The organism is Streptomyces sp. NPDC031365, assembly GCF_055569765.1.
Genome location: NZ_JBVIIM010000013.1, coordinates 199814 through 217766 on the forward strand (window position 1 = coordinate 199814; position 17953 = coordinate 217766).

12 protein-coding genes and 1 pseudogene are annotated in these 17953 nt (G+C 72.8%); 9 read left to right on the forward strand and 4 right to left on the reverse strand.

The window, feature by feature from the left end; genetic code table 11:
- Positions 1–22 precede the first annotated feature (22 nt).
- On the forward strand, positions 23–1744 hold the full coding sequence (locus tag ACZ5C2_RS20820; protein WP_468793103.1) for an ABC transporter transmembrane domain-containing protein: 1722 nt from the start codon (positions 23–25) through the stop codon (positions 1742–1744).
- The gene (locus ACZ5C2_RS20825) at positions 1741–3513 is read left to right on the forward strand and encodes an ABC transporter ATP-binding protein (protein WP_468793106.1); all 1773 of its coding nucleotides are present in this window, start codon (positions 1741–1743) and stop codon (positions 3511–3513) included. The genes ACZ5C2_RS20820 and ACZ5C2_RS20825 overlap by 4 nt, the downstream gene beginning before the upstream one ends.
- 226 nt (positions 3514–3739) lie before the next feature.
- On the opposite strand, the gene ACZ5C2_RS20830 is transcribed toward ACZ5C2_RS20825, so the two are convergent.
- The 3 genes from ACZ5C2_RS20830 to ACZ5C2_RS20840 are packed head-to-tail and all read right to left on the reverse strand — an operon-like array spanning position 3740 to position 6434.
- Entirely contained in the window at positions 3740–4273 is a 534-nt protein-coding gene (locus ACZ5C2_RS20830) for a hypothetical protein (RefSeq protein WP_468793109.1), read from the reverse strand.
- Complete coding sequence (locus ACZ5C2_RS20835) at positions 4270–5736, reverse strand: sensor histidine kinase (protein WP_468793112.1); 1467 nt, start codon at positions 5734–5736, stop codon at positions 4270–4272. Before ACZ5C2_RS20835 ends, ACZ5C2_RS20830 begins: the two co-directional genes overlap by 4 nt.
- The gene (locus tag ACZ5C2_RS20840; protein ID WP_468793115.1) at positions 5736–6434 is read right to left on the reverse strand and encodes a response regulator; all 699 of its coding nucleotides are present in this window, start codon (positions 6432–6434) and stop codon (positions 5736–5738) included. Before ACZ5C2_RS20840 ends, ACZ5C2_RS20835 begins: the two co-directional genes overlap by 1 nt.
- Before the next feature lie 139 nt (positions 6435–6573).
- Between ACZ5C2_RS20840 and ACZ5C2_RS20845 the strand changes: the two genes are divergently transcribed.
- From ACZ5C2_RS20845 to ACZ5C2_RS20865, 5 genes are all read left to right on the forward strand, one after another.
- Entirely contained in the window at positions 6574–7395 is an 822-nt protein-coding gene (locus ACZ5C2_RS20845) for an SGNH/GDSL hydrolase family protein (protein WP_468793118.1), read from the forward strand.
- A gap of 59 nt (positions 7396–7454) precedes the next feature.
- The gene (locus ACZ5C2_RS20850) at positions 7455–8705 is read left to right on the forward strand and encodes an acyltransferase family protein (protein WP_468793121.1); all 1251 of its coding nucleotides are present in this window, start codon (positions 7455–7457) and stop codon (positions 8703–8705) included.
- A 294-nt stretch (positions 8706–8999) separates the two neighbouring features.
- The gene (locus ACZ5C2_RS20855) at positions 9000–11039 is read left to right on the forward strand and encodes a M4 family metallopeptidase (protein WP_468793124.1); all 2040 of its coding nucleotides are present in this window, start codon (positions 9000–9002) and stop codon (positions 11037–11039) included.
- Between the two features lie 92 nt (positions 11040–11131).
- Positions 11132–11653: a DUF1990 family protein gene (locus ACZ5C2_RS20860; protein ID WP_468793127.1), complete on the forward strand. Its 522-nt coding sequence runs from the start codon at positions 11132–11134 to the stop codon at positions 11651–11653.
- A 370-nt stretch (positions 11654–12023) separates the two neighbouring features.
- Positions 12024–13082, forward strand: coding sequence for a glycoside hydrolase family 11 protein (locus tag ACZ5C2_RS20865; RefSeq protein ID WP_468793130.1), 1059 nt, complete (start codon positions 12024–12026; stop codon positions 13080–13082).
- 76 nt (positions 13083–13158) lie between these two features.
- Here the strand turns inward: ACZ5C2_RS20865 and ACZ5C2_RS20870 are convergent, their stop codons facing one another.
- Positions 13159–15777, reverse strand: coding sequence for a glycosyltransferase family 1 protein (locus ACZ5C2_RS20870; RefSeq protein ID WP_468793133.1), 2619 nt, complete (start codon positions 15775–15777; stop codon positions 13159–13161).
- A 438-nt stretch (positions 15778–16215) separates the two neighbouring features.
- Between ACZ5C2_RS20870 and ACZ5C2_RS20875 the strand changes: the two are divergent.
- A pseudogene (locus ACZ5C2_RS20875) lies at positions 16216–16584 on the forward strand (S8 family serine peptidase); the annotation flags it as partial.
- 272 nt (positions 16585–16856) lie between these two features.
- The coding region (locus tag ACZ5C2_RS20880; RefSeq protein WP_468793136.1) for a maltotransferase domain-containing protein at positions 16857–17953 on the forward strand (1097 nt) is incomplete at its 3' end.

A 17953-nucleotide genomic window follows, 5' to 3' on the forward strand; every position in this document is an offset into this window, starting at 1 on the left:
GGATACGGGGGAGAGTGATCACGTGATCGACGCGTACGAGGACCCCGGCACGCCCGACTGCCGGAGCGGGGCCCGCTATCTGTGGTGGCTGGTGCTGCGGCAGCCGGGGCGGTGCCTGGCGGGGGCGGTGTTCGGCAGTGTGTGGATGGTGCTGCTGGCGGCGACGCCGTACGCGATGTCGCGGGCCGTGGACGACGGGCTGGGACCGAGGGACATGGGGGCGCTGGCGCTGTGGACCGGCGCCCTGTTCGCGGTGCACGCCTTCAACTCCTGGCTGAGCATCATGCGGCACCGCACGATGACGCGGGTGCGGATGGACGCCAACTTCCGGACGGTGAAGGTGGTGGTGGGGCACACGGTGCGGCTGGGTGCCTGGCTGGAGCGGCGGACCGGGGCCGGGGAGGTCGTCACCATCGGGGTGGGCGATGTGCAGATGATCGCCCAGTCGCTCACGGCCGTGGGTCCGGGGATCGGCGCGGTCGTGGCGTACGCGGTGGTGGCGGGGCTGCTGTGGTCGGTGTCGCCGTTGCTGGCGGTGGTGGTGCTGCTGGGCGTGCCGGTGATCGGTCTCATCGTGGGGCCGCTGGCGGGACGGTTGCGGGGCACAGAGACGGAGTACCGGGAGCGGCAGGGGGTGCTGACGGCGCGGATCGGTGATCTCGCGGGCGGGCTGCGGGTGTTGAGCGGACTCGGCGGGAAGAACCTGGTCTCCGACGCGTTCCGCCGGGACTCGGGGCGGCTGCGGGAGCAGGGGTACCGGGTCGGGGCGGTGACGAGCTGGATGCAGGCGCTCGCCGCGGGGCTGCCGGCGCTGTTCCTCGCGGGGGTGACGTGGATCGCGGCGCGGCTGGCCGCGCAGGGCGGGATCACGGTGGGCGAGCTGGTGTCGGTGTACGGCTATGTGGCCGTACTGGTGTGGCCGGTGATGTTCCTCATCGAGTGCGGCTACCAGTTGAGCCGGGGTGTGGTGGCCGCCCGGCGGGTGGCGTCACTGCTGCGGCTGGAGCCGCCGGCCGACGCCGCCACCGCCGACCCGCCCGGCGAACCGTCCGTGCTGTACGACCCGGAGTCGGGGGTGCGGGTGCTGCCGGGCCGGCTGACCGCACTCACCGCCGCGCACCCCGCCGACGCGCTCGCGGTGGTGGACCGCCTCGGCCGGTACACGCCGTCGGAGGTGACCTGGGGCGGGGTCCGGCTGGACGGGATCGCGCTCGCGCGGGTGCGGGAGCGGATCCTGGTCGCCGACCCCGAGGCCGACCTGTTCGCCGGCCCGCTGCGGGAGGTGGTGGCCGGGCGCGCGGACGTGTCCGACGATGACGTGCTGCGGGCGCTGCACGCTGCCGCCGCCGACGACATCGTGCAGGGCCTGCCCGACGGGCTCGCCTCGACCGTGTCCGCGCAGGGGCGCAGTCTCTCCGGTGGTCAGCGGCAACGCGTGCGGCTGGCGCGGGCGTTGCTGGCCGATCCGGAGGTGCTGCTGGCGGTGGAGCCGACCTCGGCGCTCGACGCGCACACCGAGGCCACGGTCGCCGACCGGCTGCGTGCGGACCGGAAGGGGCGTACGACGGTGCTGGCGACCACCTCGCCGCTGGTCCTCGACCGGGTCGACCAGGTGCTCTTCCTGGCCGACGGCAAGGTGGTGGCGAGCGGCGGCCACCGTGACCTGCTCGACAGCGAGCCCGGATACCGGGACCTGGTGGCCCGGGACGCCGACGAGAGCGCCGACGAGGAGGCCGTGCGATGAGCGGGGAACGGCTTCCCCTCGCCGGGCCGGCCGATGTGCGCCGGGCCGCCGCGGGGCTGGTGCGGGCTGACCGGCGGGCCTTCGCCGGCGTGCTGGCGCTGAACGGGCTGGCGGCCGTGGCGGGGCTGGCCGGGCCCTGGCTGCTGGGACGGATCATCGACGAGGTGCGCGACGGGGGCGGGGTGGCGGTGGTGGACCGGCTGGCGCCGGTCATCCTGCTGTGCGCCTTCGCGCAGTTGCTGCTGTCCCGCTGGGCCCGGTACGTGGGGCACCGCTTCGGGGAGCGGACGCTGGCCCGGGTGCGGGAGCGGTTCGTGGACCGGGCGCTGGGGCTGCCGTCGTCGGTGGTGGAGCGGGCCGGCACGGGTGATCTGACGGCGCGGGGCACCGCGGATGTGACCACTGTGGGCACGACGCTGCGCGACGCCGGTCCCGCGCTGCTGGTCAACGCGGTGCAGTCGCTGTTCGTCATGGCCGCGGTCCTGGTGGTGGACCCGTTCCTCGGCGCCCTCGGGCTGCTCGGGCTCACGCCGATCTGGCTGGTGCTGCGCTGGTATCTGCGCCGGGCCCGCGACGCCTATCTCGCGGAGGGTGCGGCCAACTCGGACGTGGCCGAGATCGTCGCGGCGACGGCTTCCGGAGCCCGTACGGTGGAGGCCTTCCGGCTTCAGGAGCGGCGCATCCGGGCGAGCCGGGAGGCGCTGGAGACCTCCCGGCGCACCCGGTTCCACACGCTGTTCCTGCGCACGGTGTTCTTCCCGGTGGTCGAGGTGTCCTACGTCGTGCCGGTGGCCGGGGTGCTGCTGCTCGGCGGGTGGCTGCACCAGCAGGGCACGGTGAGCCTCGGGGCGGTGGTGGCCACCTGCCTGTATCTGCTGCAGTTGACCGGGCCGCTGGACGAGGTGCTGATGCGGCTGGAGCAGTTGCAGGCCGGCGGCGCCTCCTTCGCCCGGGTGGAAGGGCTGGCCCGTGCGCCGCGCGAGGCCCGGCGGGGTGACACTCCGGACCCCGCGGGCGACCGCTTCGACATGACCGGTGTGCGCTATGCCTACGACGGGGGCGGCGAGGTACTGCGCGGCGTGGATCTGACGGTGACACCGGGCGAACGGCTCGCGGTGGTGGGGCCGTCCGGCGCCGGCAAGACGACGCTGAGCCGGCTGCTGGCGGGCGTGGACGCGCCGACCGCGGGGACGGTCACCGTGGGCGGGGTGCCCGTGTCGGAGCTGGACCCGGAGCGGCTGCGGCGACAGGTGGCGCTGGTCACCCAGGAGCACCATGTGTTCCTGGGGTCGGTCCGCGACAATCTGCGGATCGCCGAACCATCCGCCGGGGACGCGCAGTTGTGGGCGGCACTGGCCGTGGTCGGCGCCGAGTCGTGGGTGCGGGACCTGCCGGAAGGGCTGGACACCGGGCTGGGCGAGGGCGGCCACGCCACCGACGGTTCGCAGGCGCAGCAACTGGCCCTGGCCCGGGTGGTACTGGCCGACCCGCACACGCTGATCCTCGACGAGGCGACGGCCCTGCTCGACCCGGCGACCGCCCGGCACACCGAGCGGGCGCTGGCCGCCGTCCTGGAGGGCCGTACGGTCATCGCCGTAGCGCACCGGCTGCACACCGCGCACGACGCGGACCGCGTGGCCGTCATGGAGGACGGCCGGCTCACCGAACTCGGCACGCACGACGCCCTGGTGGCATCCGGCGGGGTGTACGCGTCCCTGTGGCACTCCTGGCACGGCGACCACCCCAGCGGCCCGTCCGGGGGAGTGTGAGGACAGGCCCCCGGCAACGGGACGGGGAAGGACTGCGGGCCGCGCCCCCAGAGCCCACCTCCCCAGTCCGGCCGGGGGTACCCCCTCCGGGGTGGTTCGAGGACGAGCCCGTCAAGGGCCGATGGGGGATCTGGGGGCGCGGCCCTCGGGGACGGGACGGGAAGGGAAGGGACGGGACGGGAAGGGGAGGCGGGGGCGGGGACGGGGGCGAGAAAGCCAAGGCCCGTCAACCCGTCACGGGTGCCGCGTTCCCCCCAGGTCCGCAGCGCACCGTCCAGGCGGACTCGGCGAGATTCTCGTGGATACGGACATCCACCTCCGTGGCCGCCCGCCCGCCCGGCACATCGGCGTGCGCGGCGGTACAGGCGAGCTGGCTGACCGCCGCCACGTCCAGCTCGCCGGTACTGACCGCGCCGGGGACGCGGAGGTCGACGACCCCGGCTCTCGCGGTGGCGGTGAGCCGCCCGTTCATGGGCGGCACCGCGGTCGTCAGGCCGCGCTCCCTCTCGGCCTCGGTGGGCCCCGCCAGAAGGAGGTCGAGCGCCTCCTGGGGACCGAGCGGCCGGCCGACGGCGCGTGAGACGGCGCGGATGCCGTAGGGGCCGGTGAAGTAGAGACGTACCGAGCGCTCCTCCGTACCGGGCTGCTGGATGCCCGAGGCGGGCGCACCGGCCCGGACGGGTCCGGAGGGGGTGATGCCGCAGCCGGCGACGGTCGCGAGCAGCACGACGAGCAGTACGCCGCCGGTCCGGAGTGTCATGGCCGCTCCCGCGGGGTGCCGGCGAGGGGAAGGGTGAGGGTGAAGACGGCCCCGCCACCGGAGGCGTTGGCCGCGACGAGGGTGCCGCCGTGCAGGGCGGCGTTCTCGCGGGCGAGGGCGAGGCCGAGACCGCTGCCCCCGGAGCGGGCACGGGCGGTGTCGGCCTTGTAGAAACGCTCGAAGACGTGCGGGAGGGCTTCCTCGGGGATGCCGGGTCCGTGGTCGGTGACGGTGAGCACGGCCCGGCCGTCCCTCACCCGGGCGGACACGCTGACCGGAGGCCGCCCATGGCGCAGCGCGTTGCCGACCAGGTTGGCGAGCACCACGTCGACGCGCCGCGGGTCGACCCGTACCGGGACCGGCTCCGCGAGGCGGGCGGCGACGCGCTCGTCGTCGCTCCAGCCCCGCACCTGGAGCGACTTGACCACGATGGTGCGCAGGTCCACGTCCTCGAGGTGCACCCGGGCGGCTCCCGCGTCGAAGCGCGAGACCTCCATCAGGTCCTCGGCCAGCCGGGCCAGGGTGCGGGTCTCCGAGCTGATCAGGCGGACGGCATCGGCGGTGTCGGGGGGCAGGACGCCGGAGGCGGCGTCCTCGTCGAGCACTTCGGTGACGGCGGTCATGGCGGCGAGCGGTGTGCGCAGTTCGTGGGCGACGTCGGCGGCGAACCGGCGGGCCCGTGCCTCCATGCGACGCAGCTCCGTGTCGTCCTTCTCCAGTGTCCCGGCCATGGTGTTGAACGACCGTGCGAGAGCGGCGAGTTCGTCGCGTCCGTCGGCGTCGATACGGGTGCCGAGCTCCCCCGCGGTGATGCGCTCGGCGCCGTGGCGCAGACGCCGTACGGGGTGCAGCACGCTGCGGGCGGCGAGCAGGGCCGGTACGAGGGCAAGCAGCAGCGCGGCGAGCGCCCCCGCCTGGGCCGCGGTGACCAGGGCGTCGATGTCCGTCCGGTCGTCGTCGAGCGGGAAGGAGACGTACGCCGTCAGTCCGGAGAGCCGGTCCGCGTCGTCGGTGCGGCCCGGGTCCTCCGCGTAGGCGACGGGCATGCCGAGGGCCAGCCAGGGACGGCCCTGGTGATCGACGTACTGGTAGGCCGCCGCCCCGTCGTCCTCGACGGCGCGGCGGAGTGCGTCGGGTACCGGCGGGGCGGCGGCGGTGTCCGCCGTCAGGGGGCCGTCCCGGTACGCGGCCGCCGCGGACCAGTTCCGGGTCCCTCCCGCCCGGTCGAGCTGGCGCGTCAGGCCCCGCAGATCCCCGGTGCCGGGCGGGAAGGCCAGGTCGGGGGCGAGGGAGTCGAGCTGGGTGCGCAGTTCGGCGACGGCGGCGTTCCGGGTGCGCTCCAGGATCGCGGAGCGGGCCTGCTGGAAGGTGAGGCCCGCGGTGAGCAGGGCGCCGAAGGCGGCGGCGAGGAGGAAGGCGACGACGAATCTGGCCCGGAGCCCCCGGGGAAGGCGGAGGGTCATCACAGGGGCCCGAAGCGGTAGCCGAAGCCGCGCACGGTCTGCACGTACACCGGTGTGCGGGGCTCGTCCTCGATCTTGGCGCGCAGGCGCATCACACAGGCGTCGACGAGGCGGACGTCGCCGTAGTACGAGTGCTCCCAGACCTGTTCGAGGAGTTGCCTGCGGGAGTAGACCTGGCCGGGGGCGGCCGTGAGGAACAGCAGGAGTTTGAGCTCGGAGGGGGCGAGGGCGAGTTCGGTGCCGTGCCGGGTGACGACCAGGGAGGTGCGGTCCACGGTGAGGCCGGCGTGCTGCTCCGTCCCTCCCGTCCCGGAGGCCGCCCCGGCGTCCTGGGCGGGGGCGACCCGGCGCAGGACGGCCTTCATCCGGGCCGCGAGGATCTCCGGGCCCGCGGGTTTGACGATGTAGTCGTCGGCGCCCGCCTCCAGCCCGACGATCACGTCGACCTCGTCGCCGCGCGCGGAGAGGATGATGACGGGGAGCTGCCGGTCCTCCCGGATCCGGCGGCACACCTCCAGGCCGCTCATCCTGGGCAGCATCAGGTCAAGCAGCACCAGGTCGGGCCGGCGGCGTTCCAGCGCCAGCAGTCCGGTCTCACCGCTGCCGGCCACCTCCACCTCGTGCCCCCGGCGTTTCAGCGCGAGGGTGACTCCCTTCTGCACGGCGGGGTCGTCTTCGATGAGCAGGACTCGGACCATGTGAGGGTGCGCTCTTCTCCTGCGGGGCTGCGGCGTTCTTGACCAGGATGCTCGAAGCGTATGACGCCTGTTCCCGCATCGTGTGAGGAAACGATGACGGACGTTCCGGGGCGGCGCCGGCGTGGGCTGTGCTCGATGCATGACCTTCGAGAACCTCCCCTCCGCCCGTCGCTCGTCCGCGCTCTTCCTGACCTCGGCGGTGGCCCTGCTCGCGCTGACCGCCTGCCAGTCCTCGGAGGGCTCCTCCGGAGCCTCGGCCGGGGGTGCCACCCCCTCCACCGGCGGATCCGACGGCCGGAAGGACGACACCGGGGACGGCGCGACGCCACGGCGGCTGCTGTGGATGGGCGACTCGATCAGCGAGGCACAGGTGCCGGCGGTGAACGCGGCCATGAAGGCGGCAGGAGTCGCCTTCGAGTCGATGGCCTCCACCGGCGGCGGCGGTGTCGTCGGCGAGATCGCCGAACCCACCTGGAAGACCCTCCCCACGTCCCTGGCGTCCTTCCGGCCGGACGTCGTCGCCTACCAGATCACCACCTACGACTGGGGCACCCCCGACGAGCAGCGCGCCGCCTACGAGCGGCTGGCCGGGGCGGTGAACGACGCGGGCGCCGAGCTGCTGCTGGTGTCCGCTCCCCCGTTCGAGGTGGACGACTTCTACACGCCGCACGAGGACGAGATCAGGTCCGCGCCGAAGTCCGCCGAGGCGGTCGCGGACCGGCACCCGGAGACGGTCCGCTTCCTCGACGCCGCCCCCCTGTGGGGGACCGACAGCGGCGCGGCCACGGCCCAGCGGAGCAAGGACGGCATCCACTCCTGCCAGCAGGGCTCGGCCGCCTTCGCCCAGTGGTTCGGCAAGGAGCTCCACACGCTCTACGGCTTCACCCCGGCCGAGCCGAAGGAGTGGGCCACCGGGTCGTGGACCGGCGAGAAGGTGTTCAGCCGGCTCGGCTGCCCGTAGCCATCACCCTCAGCCCGGACCACCGACCCCGGAGACCCGCACCCGTGCAGACAGTACCCATGCAGACAGCACCGTTCAGGACGAGACGCCGTCGCACCGCCGGACCGGCGGCGTCGGGCAAACGGCACATCGCGCCGCTGGACGGGCTGCGGGGGGTGGCCGTCCTGGGGGTGCTGTTGTTCCATGCCGGTCACCTCGGCGGAGGCTTCCTCGGCGTCGACCTGTTCTTCGTCCTGTCCGGTTTTCTGATTACCGGGCTGTTGCTGAAGGAGGCGCGGGAGGGCGACGGCCGTATCCATCTCATGGCGTTCTGGGGACGGCGCGCACGGCGTCTGCTGCCCGCGCTCGCCGTCACCGTGGCGGGCACCCTGCTCCTGCTCCTGGCGTTCGGTCCGCCGTCACTGCTCCGGTTCGCACGCGAGGACGCGCCCTGGGTGGCGGCGAACCTCACCAACTGGCATTTCGTCGCCGACGGGGCCGGTTACTGGAACGGCGCGGACACCCGGGTGTTCGGCCACCTGTGGAGCATCGCCGTCGAGGAGCAGTTCTATCTGGTCTGGCCCGTGCTGGTGGGGCTGCTCGCGCGGGGGCGCGACGCGCACCGGCGCATCGCCGCCGTGGCCGGGGCCGGGGCCGTCGTCTCGCTGGTCCTCATGGTCGCCCTCACCGCCTCGGCCGGGCCCGGCGACACGACCCGCGTCTACGAGGGCACCGACACCCGTGCCTTCTCCCTGCTGCTCGGTTCCCTGGCGGCCACGGCACCGGCCACGCGTCTGTTCACCCGGTTCCGTGAGGCCGCCCTGCGCCGGGGCGGCCTGGCCCTGGCCTGCGCGATCGGGGTCTACTGGGCGCTGGCCGACGGGCAGCGGACCCCGTCCCTGTTCCAGGGCGGTCTGTTCCTGCACTCCCTGGCCGCCGCCCTGCTCATCGGCTGCCTCGCCCACGCGCCGCACGGCCCGCTGGGCCGCGTCCTCGCCGTACCCGTGCTGCGGCGGCTCGGCGGTCTCTCGTACAGCCTCTACCTGTGGCACTGGCCCGTGTTCCTGCTGCTCGACGAGGAACGTCTGGGCCTGTCCGGCCCGCCCCGAACGGCCGTCCTCCTCGCCCTGTCCGTCCTCGCGGCCTGGCTGTCCAAGGTGCTGGTGGAGGATCCGGTGCGGTTCCGGGCCCGGTGGGCGACCGGCCGCGGCGGCGTCCTCGCCCTCGTCGCCGCGTTCGCCGCGCTGACCGTCCTGTGGACCCTGATTCCCGAGCCGCGGACAGGGGCCGGTTCCGTCGACGTCACGCGCCTCATGTCGGGCGACGGCTGATCCCGCACGCTCCGAGACCCCCTCTCTCTGCGGCAACCCCGTCTTGACCGTTCGTATACCGAACCCCAACTCCCGGACAACGAACGATTTCCGGCCAAAGTTTTGACGCGCTCCTGACAGCAACCGGGATCCCCTGCCACTCTTCCCACGGCCGCTTCACAGCAACCCCACAGCTTCACCCCACCGCTGCACGGCGGCCACCAGCTCAGAGCACTTCCGTTCTGCCCGGACGGCTCACCCGCCGACCGGTCTCCCCAGGCCGCGCGACCCGCGGCCGCGCAGAAGGAGTCAGCGTTGAGAACCAGGTCGTCCCACAGACGCACCCCCCACCGCCGCGCCGCCGCCGTCGCCCTCGCCGGGGTGGCCGCGCTGATCGCCACGGCCGTGCAGTCCGGCACCGCCACCGCCGCCCCGGAGCAGACACCGGCGGCCGCGAGCAAGGCGAAGCCGGGGTCCGAGTCGGTCAAGCTCACCCCCGCCCAGCGCGCCGCACTGATCCGCGAGGCCAACGCCACCAAGGCGGAGACCGCGAAGGACCTCGGACTGGGCGCGAAGGAGAAGCTCGTCGTCCGTGACGTCCTCAAGGACCGCGACGGCACCGTGCACGTCCGCTACGAGCGCACCTACGACGGTCTGCCCGTCCTCGGCGGCGACCTGGTCGTCCAGGGCGACACGGCCGGCGAGGCCGACGCCGTCGTCAAGGCCACCCGGACCGCGGTGAAGCCCGCGACCACCACCGCCAAGGTGCCGGCCGCCAAGGCCGAGCAGCAGGCCCTGTCCGCCGCCAGGGCCGAGAAGGCCGAGGGCGCCGACGTCGACCGCGCCCCGCGCAAGGTGATCTGGGCGGCGAAGGGCACGCCGGTCGTGGCCTACGAGACGGTCGTCGGCGGCCTCCAGCACGACGGCACCCCGCAGGAGCTGCACGTCGTCACGGACGCCACCACGGGCGAGAAGCTGTACGAGTGGGAGGCCATCCAGAACGGAACCGGCCACACCGTCTACAGCGGCACCGTCGACCTGACCACCACGCAGTCGGGGTCCTCGTACAACCTCACCGACGGGGCGCGCGGCGGGCACAAGACGTACAACCTCAACCGCGGCACGTCCGGCACCGGCACGCTGTTCTCCGGCTCCGACGACGTCTGGGGCAACGGCAGCCCGTCCAACCTGGAGTCGGCCGCCGCCGACGCCCACTACGGGGCCGCGCTGACCTGGGACTACTACAAGAACGTGCACGGCCGCAGCGGTATCCGCGGCGACGGCGTGGGCGCCTACTCCCGGGTCCACTACGGCAACAACTACGTCAACGCCTTCTGGTCGGACAGCTGCTTCTGCATGACCTACGGCGACGGCTCCGGCAACGCCAACCCGCTCACCTCGATCGACGTGGCCGCGCACGAGATGACCCACGGTCTGACCTCGAACACCGCGGGCCTCAACTACAGCGGTGAGTCCGGCGGCCTGAACGAGGCGACGAGCGACATCTTCGGCTCGACGGTCGAGTTCTACGCCAACAACTCCTCCGACGTCGGTGACTACCTCATCGGCGAGGAGATCGACATCAACGGCGACGGCACCCCGTTGCGCTACATGGACAAGCCGAGCAAGGACGGCGCGTCCAAGGACTCCTGGTACTCGGGCATCGGCGGCATCGACGTCCACTACTCGTCCGGGCCCGCGAACCACTTCTTCTACCTGCTGAGCGAGGGCAGCGGCACCAAGACCATCAACGGTGTCACCTACAACTCGCCCACCTCGGACGGCCTCCCGGTCACCGGCATCGGCCGCGCCAAGGCGGAGAAGATCTGGTTCCGCGCGCTGACCACGAAGTTCACCTCCACCACCAACTACGCCGGCGCCCGCACCGGCACCCTGGCGGCCACCGGTGAGCTGTACGGCACGGACAGCGCCGAGTACAAGGGCGTGCAGGACGCGTGGGCGGCCATCAACGTCGGCTCGCGCCCCGGTGACGGCGGTGACGGCGGCGGTACGTCCTTCGAGAACACCGCCGACGTGTCGATCCCGGACAACGGTGCCGCGGTGACGTCCTCGATCACCGTCACCGGACGGACGGGCAACGCGCCGTCCAACCTCCAGGTCACCACCGACATCGAGCACACCTGGAGCGGTGACCTGGTCGTCGACCTGGTGGCCCCGGACGGCACGGTGTACAACCTGCGCAACCGCACCGGTGGCTCCGCGGACGACATCAAGGAGACCTTCACGGTCAACGCCTCCGCCGAGACCGCCAACGGCACCTGGAAGCTGCGGGTGCAGGACCGGGCACGGTACGACACCGGCTACATCAGCGGCTGGAAGCTCACCTTCCCGTAAAGAAGCTCACCTTCCCGTAAACCGGGAGCGAATGACCCGAGCGGGGCCCCGCCTTCCCCGAAGGCGTGGGCGCCGCCCTACTCTTGGGTCCCATGTCTTCGGCGGACTTCACCTACGACCACGTCGGCGCGACCCGGGATCCCGGATTCTGCCCTCCCGGCTACCACCCCATGCGGGTGCGCACCCGGCTCGGCGAGGGCGAGCCGGTCTTCCGTCAGGCGGCGGAAGCACTGCTCACCTGGGAAATGCACCGGGAACTGGGCGTCGGCATCGAGGCCACCGCCGACCGCGCGGCCCCGGACGTCGACGTCACCGTCACTCTCGCCGGGGTGGTCAAGGCACCCTGCCGGGTGGTGTGGACGGTCGAGGAGCACCGCAGGGCCGGCTGGGCGTACGGCACCCTGGCCGGCCACCCGGAGAGCGGCGAGGAGGCCTTCGTGGTGGACCGCACGGGTGACGGGACGGTGTGGCTGACCGTCTCGGCGTTCAGCCGGGCGGCCCGCTGGTACTCCCGCGCGGGCGGCCCGGCCACCCGCGGCCTCCAGCACGCCTACGCCCGCCGCTGCGGCAAGGTCCTCCACCGCCTGGCCACGCGGGGCCTCGAGGAGTACTGACCTGCGCAACCGTCGCTCGCGTGACCGCGCGGTCGACGCGGAACGGCCCGGTGCTGTGGCTCGGTGGTCCCGCTCCATCGGTTCGAATGTTTCGAATCATCACGCGGGCGACGACGCCGACTCCCCCTCCGTCAGCACCTGAGCACCCCTTCCGACCCAGGTGCGGCAAAGGTTCGCGCCATCGAAAAAGTTCGGGAACATTACGAAACCATTGACAACTCCGTGCCCCCGCACGACTGTTGTGGCGCTCTCCGGTCGTACGTGCGGCGTAGGCGTAGGACCGGTCTCTGTCGCCTCGTTGGTGAGCGCCGAGGTGTGTTCGGCGTGTCCCCTGTCACCGGCGGTGCCCTTCACGAGGAGGAACCGTTCCATGAGCGCACCCCCACACGACTCCGGTCCCCGTCCGGTCAGCCGCAGAAAGCTCATCCTCGGCGGTGCCGGGGCACTGGTGGCAGCGGCAGGGTCGGGACTGCTGCTGCCCGGTACGGCACGCGCCGACCAGGTCCTCACCGGCAACTCGACCGGTACGTACAACGGGTACTACTACTCCTTCTGGACCGACTCCCCCGGCTCCGTCACCATGACGCTGGGGGCCGCCGGGCAGTACAGCAGCCGGTGGAGCAACACGAACAACTGGGTCGGCGGCCTCGGCTGGAGCAACGGAAGCCGCCGCAACGTCACCTACTCCGGCACGTTCGACCCGGGCAGCAACGGCTACCTGGCGCTGTACGGGTGGACCTCCAACCCGCTGGTGGAGTACTACATCGTCGAGAACCACGGCCTGTACAACCCCGGGTCGGGGGGCCAGCGGCGCGGCACGGTCAACGCCGACGGCGGTACGTACACGATCTACGAGTCCACCCGGGTCAACGCTCCGTCGGTGGAGGGCACCCGGACCTTCCAGCAGTACTGGAGCGTCCGGAACAGCAAGCGGTCCAGCGGCACCATCAACACCGGCACCCACTTCGACGCCTGGCAGGCGGCCGGGATGCCGCTGGGGGCCTTCAACTACTACATGATCATGGCTACCGAGGGCTACCAGAGCTCCGGCAGCTCCAACATCTCCCTCAGCGGCGGGGGCACCACACCCCCACCGGACGACGGGGAGACGACACCGCCGCCGGCGACGGGCGCCTGCAACGCCACGTACCGCACGACCAACGCGTGGAACAACGGGTTCAACGGTGAGGTGACCATCACCGCGGGCAGCGGCGGCGTCTCCAACTGGAGCGTGCCGCTGACGTTCGCCGGCAACCAGACGATCGTCTCACTCTGGAACGGCACCGCCAGCAGGAGCGGGAACGTGGTGACCGTGACCCCGGCCGGCCACAACCGCACCCTGAGCGCGGGGCAGTCGACGTCGTTCGGCTTCACCGTCAACGGGCCCTCCAGCCCTGCGCCGTCGGTCGGCAGCTGCGGCGCGGGCTGATCCGACGGCCCCTCCTCACCCGCCACGCCTCGGCGCGGTGCCCCCGGCACCGCGCCGTCGCGTGCCCGGGGCCGCCTCACCGCATCAGCAGCCCCGCAGCCTCCGCCAGATCCTCCGACGGCACCGCGACCAAGCCCAGTTCGGCCCCGGACGCCAGCAGCCGATGGCTGGGCAGAATCCGGACCGTGTACCCGAACGGCCCCGTGCGGTCCAGGGACAGCGGCCCCTCGTACACCCACCGCCCCTCCTGGTCGGGATGGCCCGCCGGCTTCAGCGGCACAGCCGCCGCGTCGGTGATGCGGTCCTCCTCGTCCACCCGCCCGGAGACCGCCTGCACCTCGACGTCCTCCGGCTTCAGACCGCCGAGACCCACCCGCACCCGCAACCCGAGCGTGGTACCCAGCTCCGCGGTCGCGGTCGCCACGGACGTCTCGACATGGTCGACGGTCACACCGTGCCAAGCGCCCCGCACTCTCGCCTTCCACGCGGCGAGCGCCCGCGCGGAGTCCGCGTCCATCGCGCGGTGCGCGTGCGCGGCGGGCGCGTACAGCCGCTCGACGTACTCCCGGACCATCCGCCCGGCCAGTACCTTCGGCCCGAGCAGGCTCAGCGTCCGGCGCACCATCTCGATCCAGCGGTCCGGCAGGCCACTGCGCCCACGCTCGTAGAAGGCCCGCGTCACCCGCTGCTCGAGCAGGTCGTACAGCGCCGCGGCCTCTATGTCGTCCCGCCGGTCCGGATCGGTCCCGACGCCGTCCGCCGTGGGAATGGCCCAGCCGAAGTCGGGCTGGAACCACTCGTCCCACCAGCCGTCCAGGACGGACAGGTTGAGGCAGCCGTTGAGCGCCGCCTTCATCCCGCTGGTGCCGCACGCCTCCAGCGGCCTGAGCGGATTGTTCAACCAGATGTCGCAGCCCGGGTAGAGCTTCTGCGCCATCGCCATGCCGTAGTCGGGCAGGAACACGATCCGGTGGCGTACGCGCGGGTCGTCGGCGAAGCGGACCAGCTCCTGGATGAGCCGCTTGCCGCCGTCGTCCGCCGGGTGCGCCTTGCCCGCGATCACGATCTGCACCGGCCGCTCGGGATGCAGCAGCAGGTCCATCAGCCGGTCCCGGTCGCGCAGCATCAACGTCAGCCGTTTGTACGACGGGACGCGCCGCGCGAAGCCGATGGTCAGCACGTCCGGGTCGAGCACCCCGTCGATCCAGCCCAGCTCGGCCGTCCCGGCGCCGCGCTGCCGCCAGGAGGCGCGCAGCCGCTCACGGACCTCCAGCACCAGCAGCTCGCGCAGGGACCGGCGCAGCTCCCAGATGTCCTGGTCGGCGATGTCCGCTACGGAGTCCCAGCGGTCGGAGTCACCGATGCTCAGTGCCTCCTCGGCACGCTGGGCACCGATCTGGCGGGCGCCGAGCCGGAACACCTCGGGAGCGACCCAGGTGGGCGCGTGCACCCCGTTGGTGACGGAGGTGATGGGCACCTCCTCGGGGTCGAAGCCCGGCCAGAGGCCGGAGAACATCTCACGGCTGACGTGGCCGTGCAGCAGGGAGACGCCGTTGGCGCGCTGCGCGAGACGCAGGCCCATCACGGCCATGTTGAACAGGTTGGGCTCGCCCCCGGGATAGGTCTCCATGCCGAGCCGGAGGATGCGGTCGACCTCCATACCCGGCAGTTCGGCGTGGGGGCCGAAGTGCCGGGCGACCAGTTCGCGGTCGAAGCGGTCGATGCCGGCCGGGACGGGGGTGTGGGTGGTGAACACGGTCCCCGCGCGCACCGCCTCCAGGGCCGTGTCGAAGTCCAGCCCGTCGGCACGCAGTTCGGCGATGCGCTCCAGACCGAGGAAGCCGGCGTGGCCCTCGTTGGTGTGGAAGACCTCGGGTGCGGCGTGCCCGGTGAGCCGGCAGTACGTGCGCACCGCCCGGACCCCTCCTATACCGAGCAGCATCTCCTGGAGCAGCCGGTGCTCGCTGCCGCCGCCGTAGAGCCGGTCGGTCACTCCGCGTTCGCCGAGGTCGTTCTCCTCGACGTCGGAATCCAGCAGGAGCAGCGGGATCCTGCCCACCTGGGCCAGCCAGACCCGGGCGCGCAGCGAGCGGTCGCCGGGCAGGGCGAGGGTGATGTGGGCGGGGGTGCCGTCGGATTCCCTGAGCTGGTCCAGGGGCAGCTCGTTGGGGTCGAGGACGGGATAGTGCTCCTGCTGCCAGCCGTCCCGGGACAGGGACTGGCGGAAGTAGCCGTGCCGGTAGAGCAGACCGACGCCGATGAGGGGGGCGCCGAGGTCGCTGGCGGCCTTGAGATGGTCACCGGCCAGGATGCCGAGACCACCGGAGTACTGCGGCAGCGCGGCGGTGATGCCGAACTCGGGGGAGAAGTAGGCGACGGCGGCGGGCGGCCGTCCGCCCTGCGCCTGGTACCAGCGGTCGCCGGTCATATAGGCGTCAAGATCGCCCGCGACCGCGTCGAGGCGGTCCAGGAAGTCACGGTCCCCGGCCAGCTCGGCGAGCCGCTCGGTCGCCACGCTGCCGAGCAGCCGTACGGGGTCGCGGCCGGCGGCGGCCCAGCGCTCGGGGTCGACGGAGCGGAACAGGTCACGGGTCCCGTCGTGCCAGGACCAGCGCAGATTGCGGGCCAGATCGCTCAAGGGCCGGAGGGGTTCGGGGAGCACGGGTCGGACGGTGAATCGACGGATCGCCTTCACTGGTCACCTCGGCGCGTTCGTGAGAGACGCGGTGTGCGTCCGGGCATCGTTGCCGACAGTACCGGCGCGGGCACCGTCCACGCGGCAGCCGGAAGGCTCGGGTACCTTCGTGCGCCTGTCCAAACGATTCATCTCATGGCGGATATGGCTGATTCCGCCCCCATCGGCGCCCTTGCCCCGCTTCTTCCCGCATGAGGAGGCTGCCACCCGGACGTGTCGGGCGGCAGCGGTAGCAGGGTCCCCCCGTTCGCTCGGGGCCGGACCGGGGAGCGGGCCGGGCGTGGTGGGGTGCGAAGCGGAGGGGGCGACGACGCGAGGCCGGGACAGCGGCGGCGGGGTGCCTGCCTCCCCGCGTACGCGGGAGGGCCGGGGCCCGCGAGCCCGGTGCGGCCCGCACGGTGAAGCCCAAACCGAGGAGGGGGTCCGGATCATGACACGGACGAAGGCGGGCCGGCCACGTGGTACTCGCCGGCGGGAGTGAAGCAGGCCATCACGGTGGGCGACGCGACCGACCGGCAGGACAAGAATCCGGCCTTTTCCCACCACGGATCGGCGCTCGATCCGTTCACCCCGGGGCTGTCGATCACCTCGGTCTCCGCCGCGGGCGACACCGCGCGGGTCACGCACTCGGGCACGTCGATGGCGTCCCCGCATGTGGCGGGCGCGGCGGCGCTGCATCTCGCCGAGCACCGGCGGGCGACCCCGGCGTAGGTGGCGAGGGCACTGGTCAAGAGGGCTGCGAGCGGCAGGGTGTCGGGGCGCGGGCCGGACTCGCCGAACCGGCTGTTCCAGGTTCCGCGCCTGTGATGGCACACCCGCGCGGTGCCGGGTTCCGGGGCCCGGGACTGGCGCCGGTGGAGGTGGGAACGAGCCCACCGTGGACGCGCTCAGGACCGGCTCCGTCCCGTGCGGGCGGGGCCGGTCTTTTGTGTCGACATACGCGCGAGTAGTTAACAATCCGCCGGATTGCCCACCCGAACAGTGTGGGAAGGCTCCTGCGGGTACCCCCACAGAAACCCCGCAGGACCCACCTTCCCACAGTCATCCGCCCACCCACGTTGACGCGGACAGGAGCGGTCATGCCCGCCAAGCACCACTCGTCCTCACCTCCGAAGCACGGCGCCCCGCCCGTGAAACGCGGCGCCGGAACCCCTCCCGGCCGCCGCGCCGAGACCGGTCCCCCGCCGGCGCCCGCCGTCGTCCCCGCACCGCCGCCCGCCGCCGGTCCCGTGACCGCCGTGGGGCGCATCCCCGTGCTCGACGTCCGGCCGATGGTCCTGCAGGGGCGCCGGCCGGCCAAGGCGGTGACCGGCGAGACGTTCGAGATCTCGGCCACCGTGTTCCGGGAGGGGCACGACGCGGTGGCCGCCGATGTGGTGCTGGAGGATCCCGAGGGGCGTCCGGGGCCGTTCATCCCGATGCGGGAGCCGGCGCCCGGCACGGACCGGTGGGGGGCGACCGTCACCGCCGGGGAGCCCGGCCTGTGGACGTACACCGTTCGGGCGTGGGGCGACCCGGTCACCACCTGGCGGCATCACGCGCGGATCAAGATCCCGGCGGGCATGGACATCGAGACCGTCCTGGAGGAGGGCGCCCGGCTCTACGAACGGGCGGCGGCCGGAGTGCCGGACTCCGGGCCCCGGGGCGTGCTGCTCGCCGCCGTGGACGCGCTGCGCGAGGAGAGCCGTCCGGCGGCGTCCCGGCTGGCGGCGGCGTTGACGCCGGAGGTGGACGCGGTGCTGGCCCGGCATCCGCTGCGGGAGCTGGTCACCAGCAGTGATCCGCTCCCCCTGCTGGTGGAACGCGAGCGGGCCCTGTACGGCGCCTGGTACGAGTTCTTCCCCCGCTCCGAGGGCACACCCGCCCAGCCGCACGGCACCTTCACCACCGCCGCCCGCCGCCTCCCGGCGATCGCCGGGATGGGCTTCGACGTCCTCTACCTCCCCCCGGTCCACCCGATCGGCACCACCTTCCGCAAGGGCCCCAACAACACCCTCGACGCCGGCCCCGACGACGTCGGCGTCCCCTGGGCGATCGGCTCCCCCGAGGGCGGCCACGACGCCGTCCACCCGCACCTGGGAACACTGGAGGACTTCGCCCGCTTCGTCGCGCGCGCCGGTGAACTCGGGCTCGAAGTCGCCCTCGACTTCGCCCTGCAGTGCTCCCCCGACCACCC

Bases quoted from the DNA above. Each gene is read 5' to 3' on its own strand.
- ACZ5C2_RS20845 (WP_468793118.1), top strand. From the start codon at position 6,574: ATGACCTTCGAGAACCTCCCCTCCGCCCGTCGCTCGTCCGCGCTCTTC.
- ACZ5C2_RS20840 (WP_468793115.1), bottom strand. From the start codon at position 6,434: ATGGTCCGAGTCCTGCTCATCGAAGACGACCCCGCCGTGCAGAAGGGA.
- ACZ5C2_RS20865 (WP_468793130.1), top strand. From the start codon at position 12,024: ATGAGCGCACCCCCACACGACTCCGGTCCCCGTCCGGTCAGCCGCAGA.
- ACZ5C2_RS20835 (WP_468793112.1), bottom strand. From the start codon at position 5,736: ATGACCCTCCGCCTTCCCCGGGGGCTCCGGGCCAGATTCGTCGTCGCC.
- ACZ5C2_RS20850 (WP_468793121.1), top strand. From the start codon at position 7,455: ATGCAGACAGCACCGTTCAGGACGAGACGCCGTCGCACCGCCGGACCG.
- ACZ5C2_RS20830 (WP_468793109.1), bottom strand. From the start codon at position 4,273: ATGACACTCCGGACCGGCGGCGTACTGCTCGTCGTGCTGCTCGCGACC.
- ACZ5C2_RS20860 (WP_468793127.1), top strand. From the start codon at position 11,132: ATGTCTTCGGCGGACTTCACCTACGACCACGTCGGCGCGACCCGGGAT.
- ACZ5C2_RS20825 (WP_468793106.1), top strand. From the start codon at position 1,741: ATGAGCGGGGAACGGCTTCCCCTCGCCGGGCCGGCCGATGTGCGCCGG.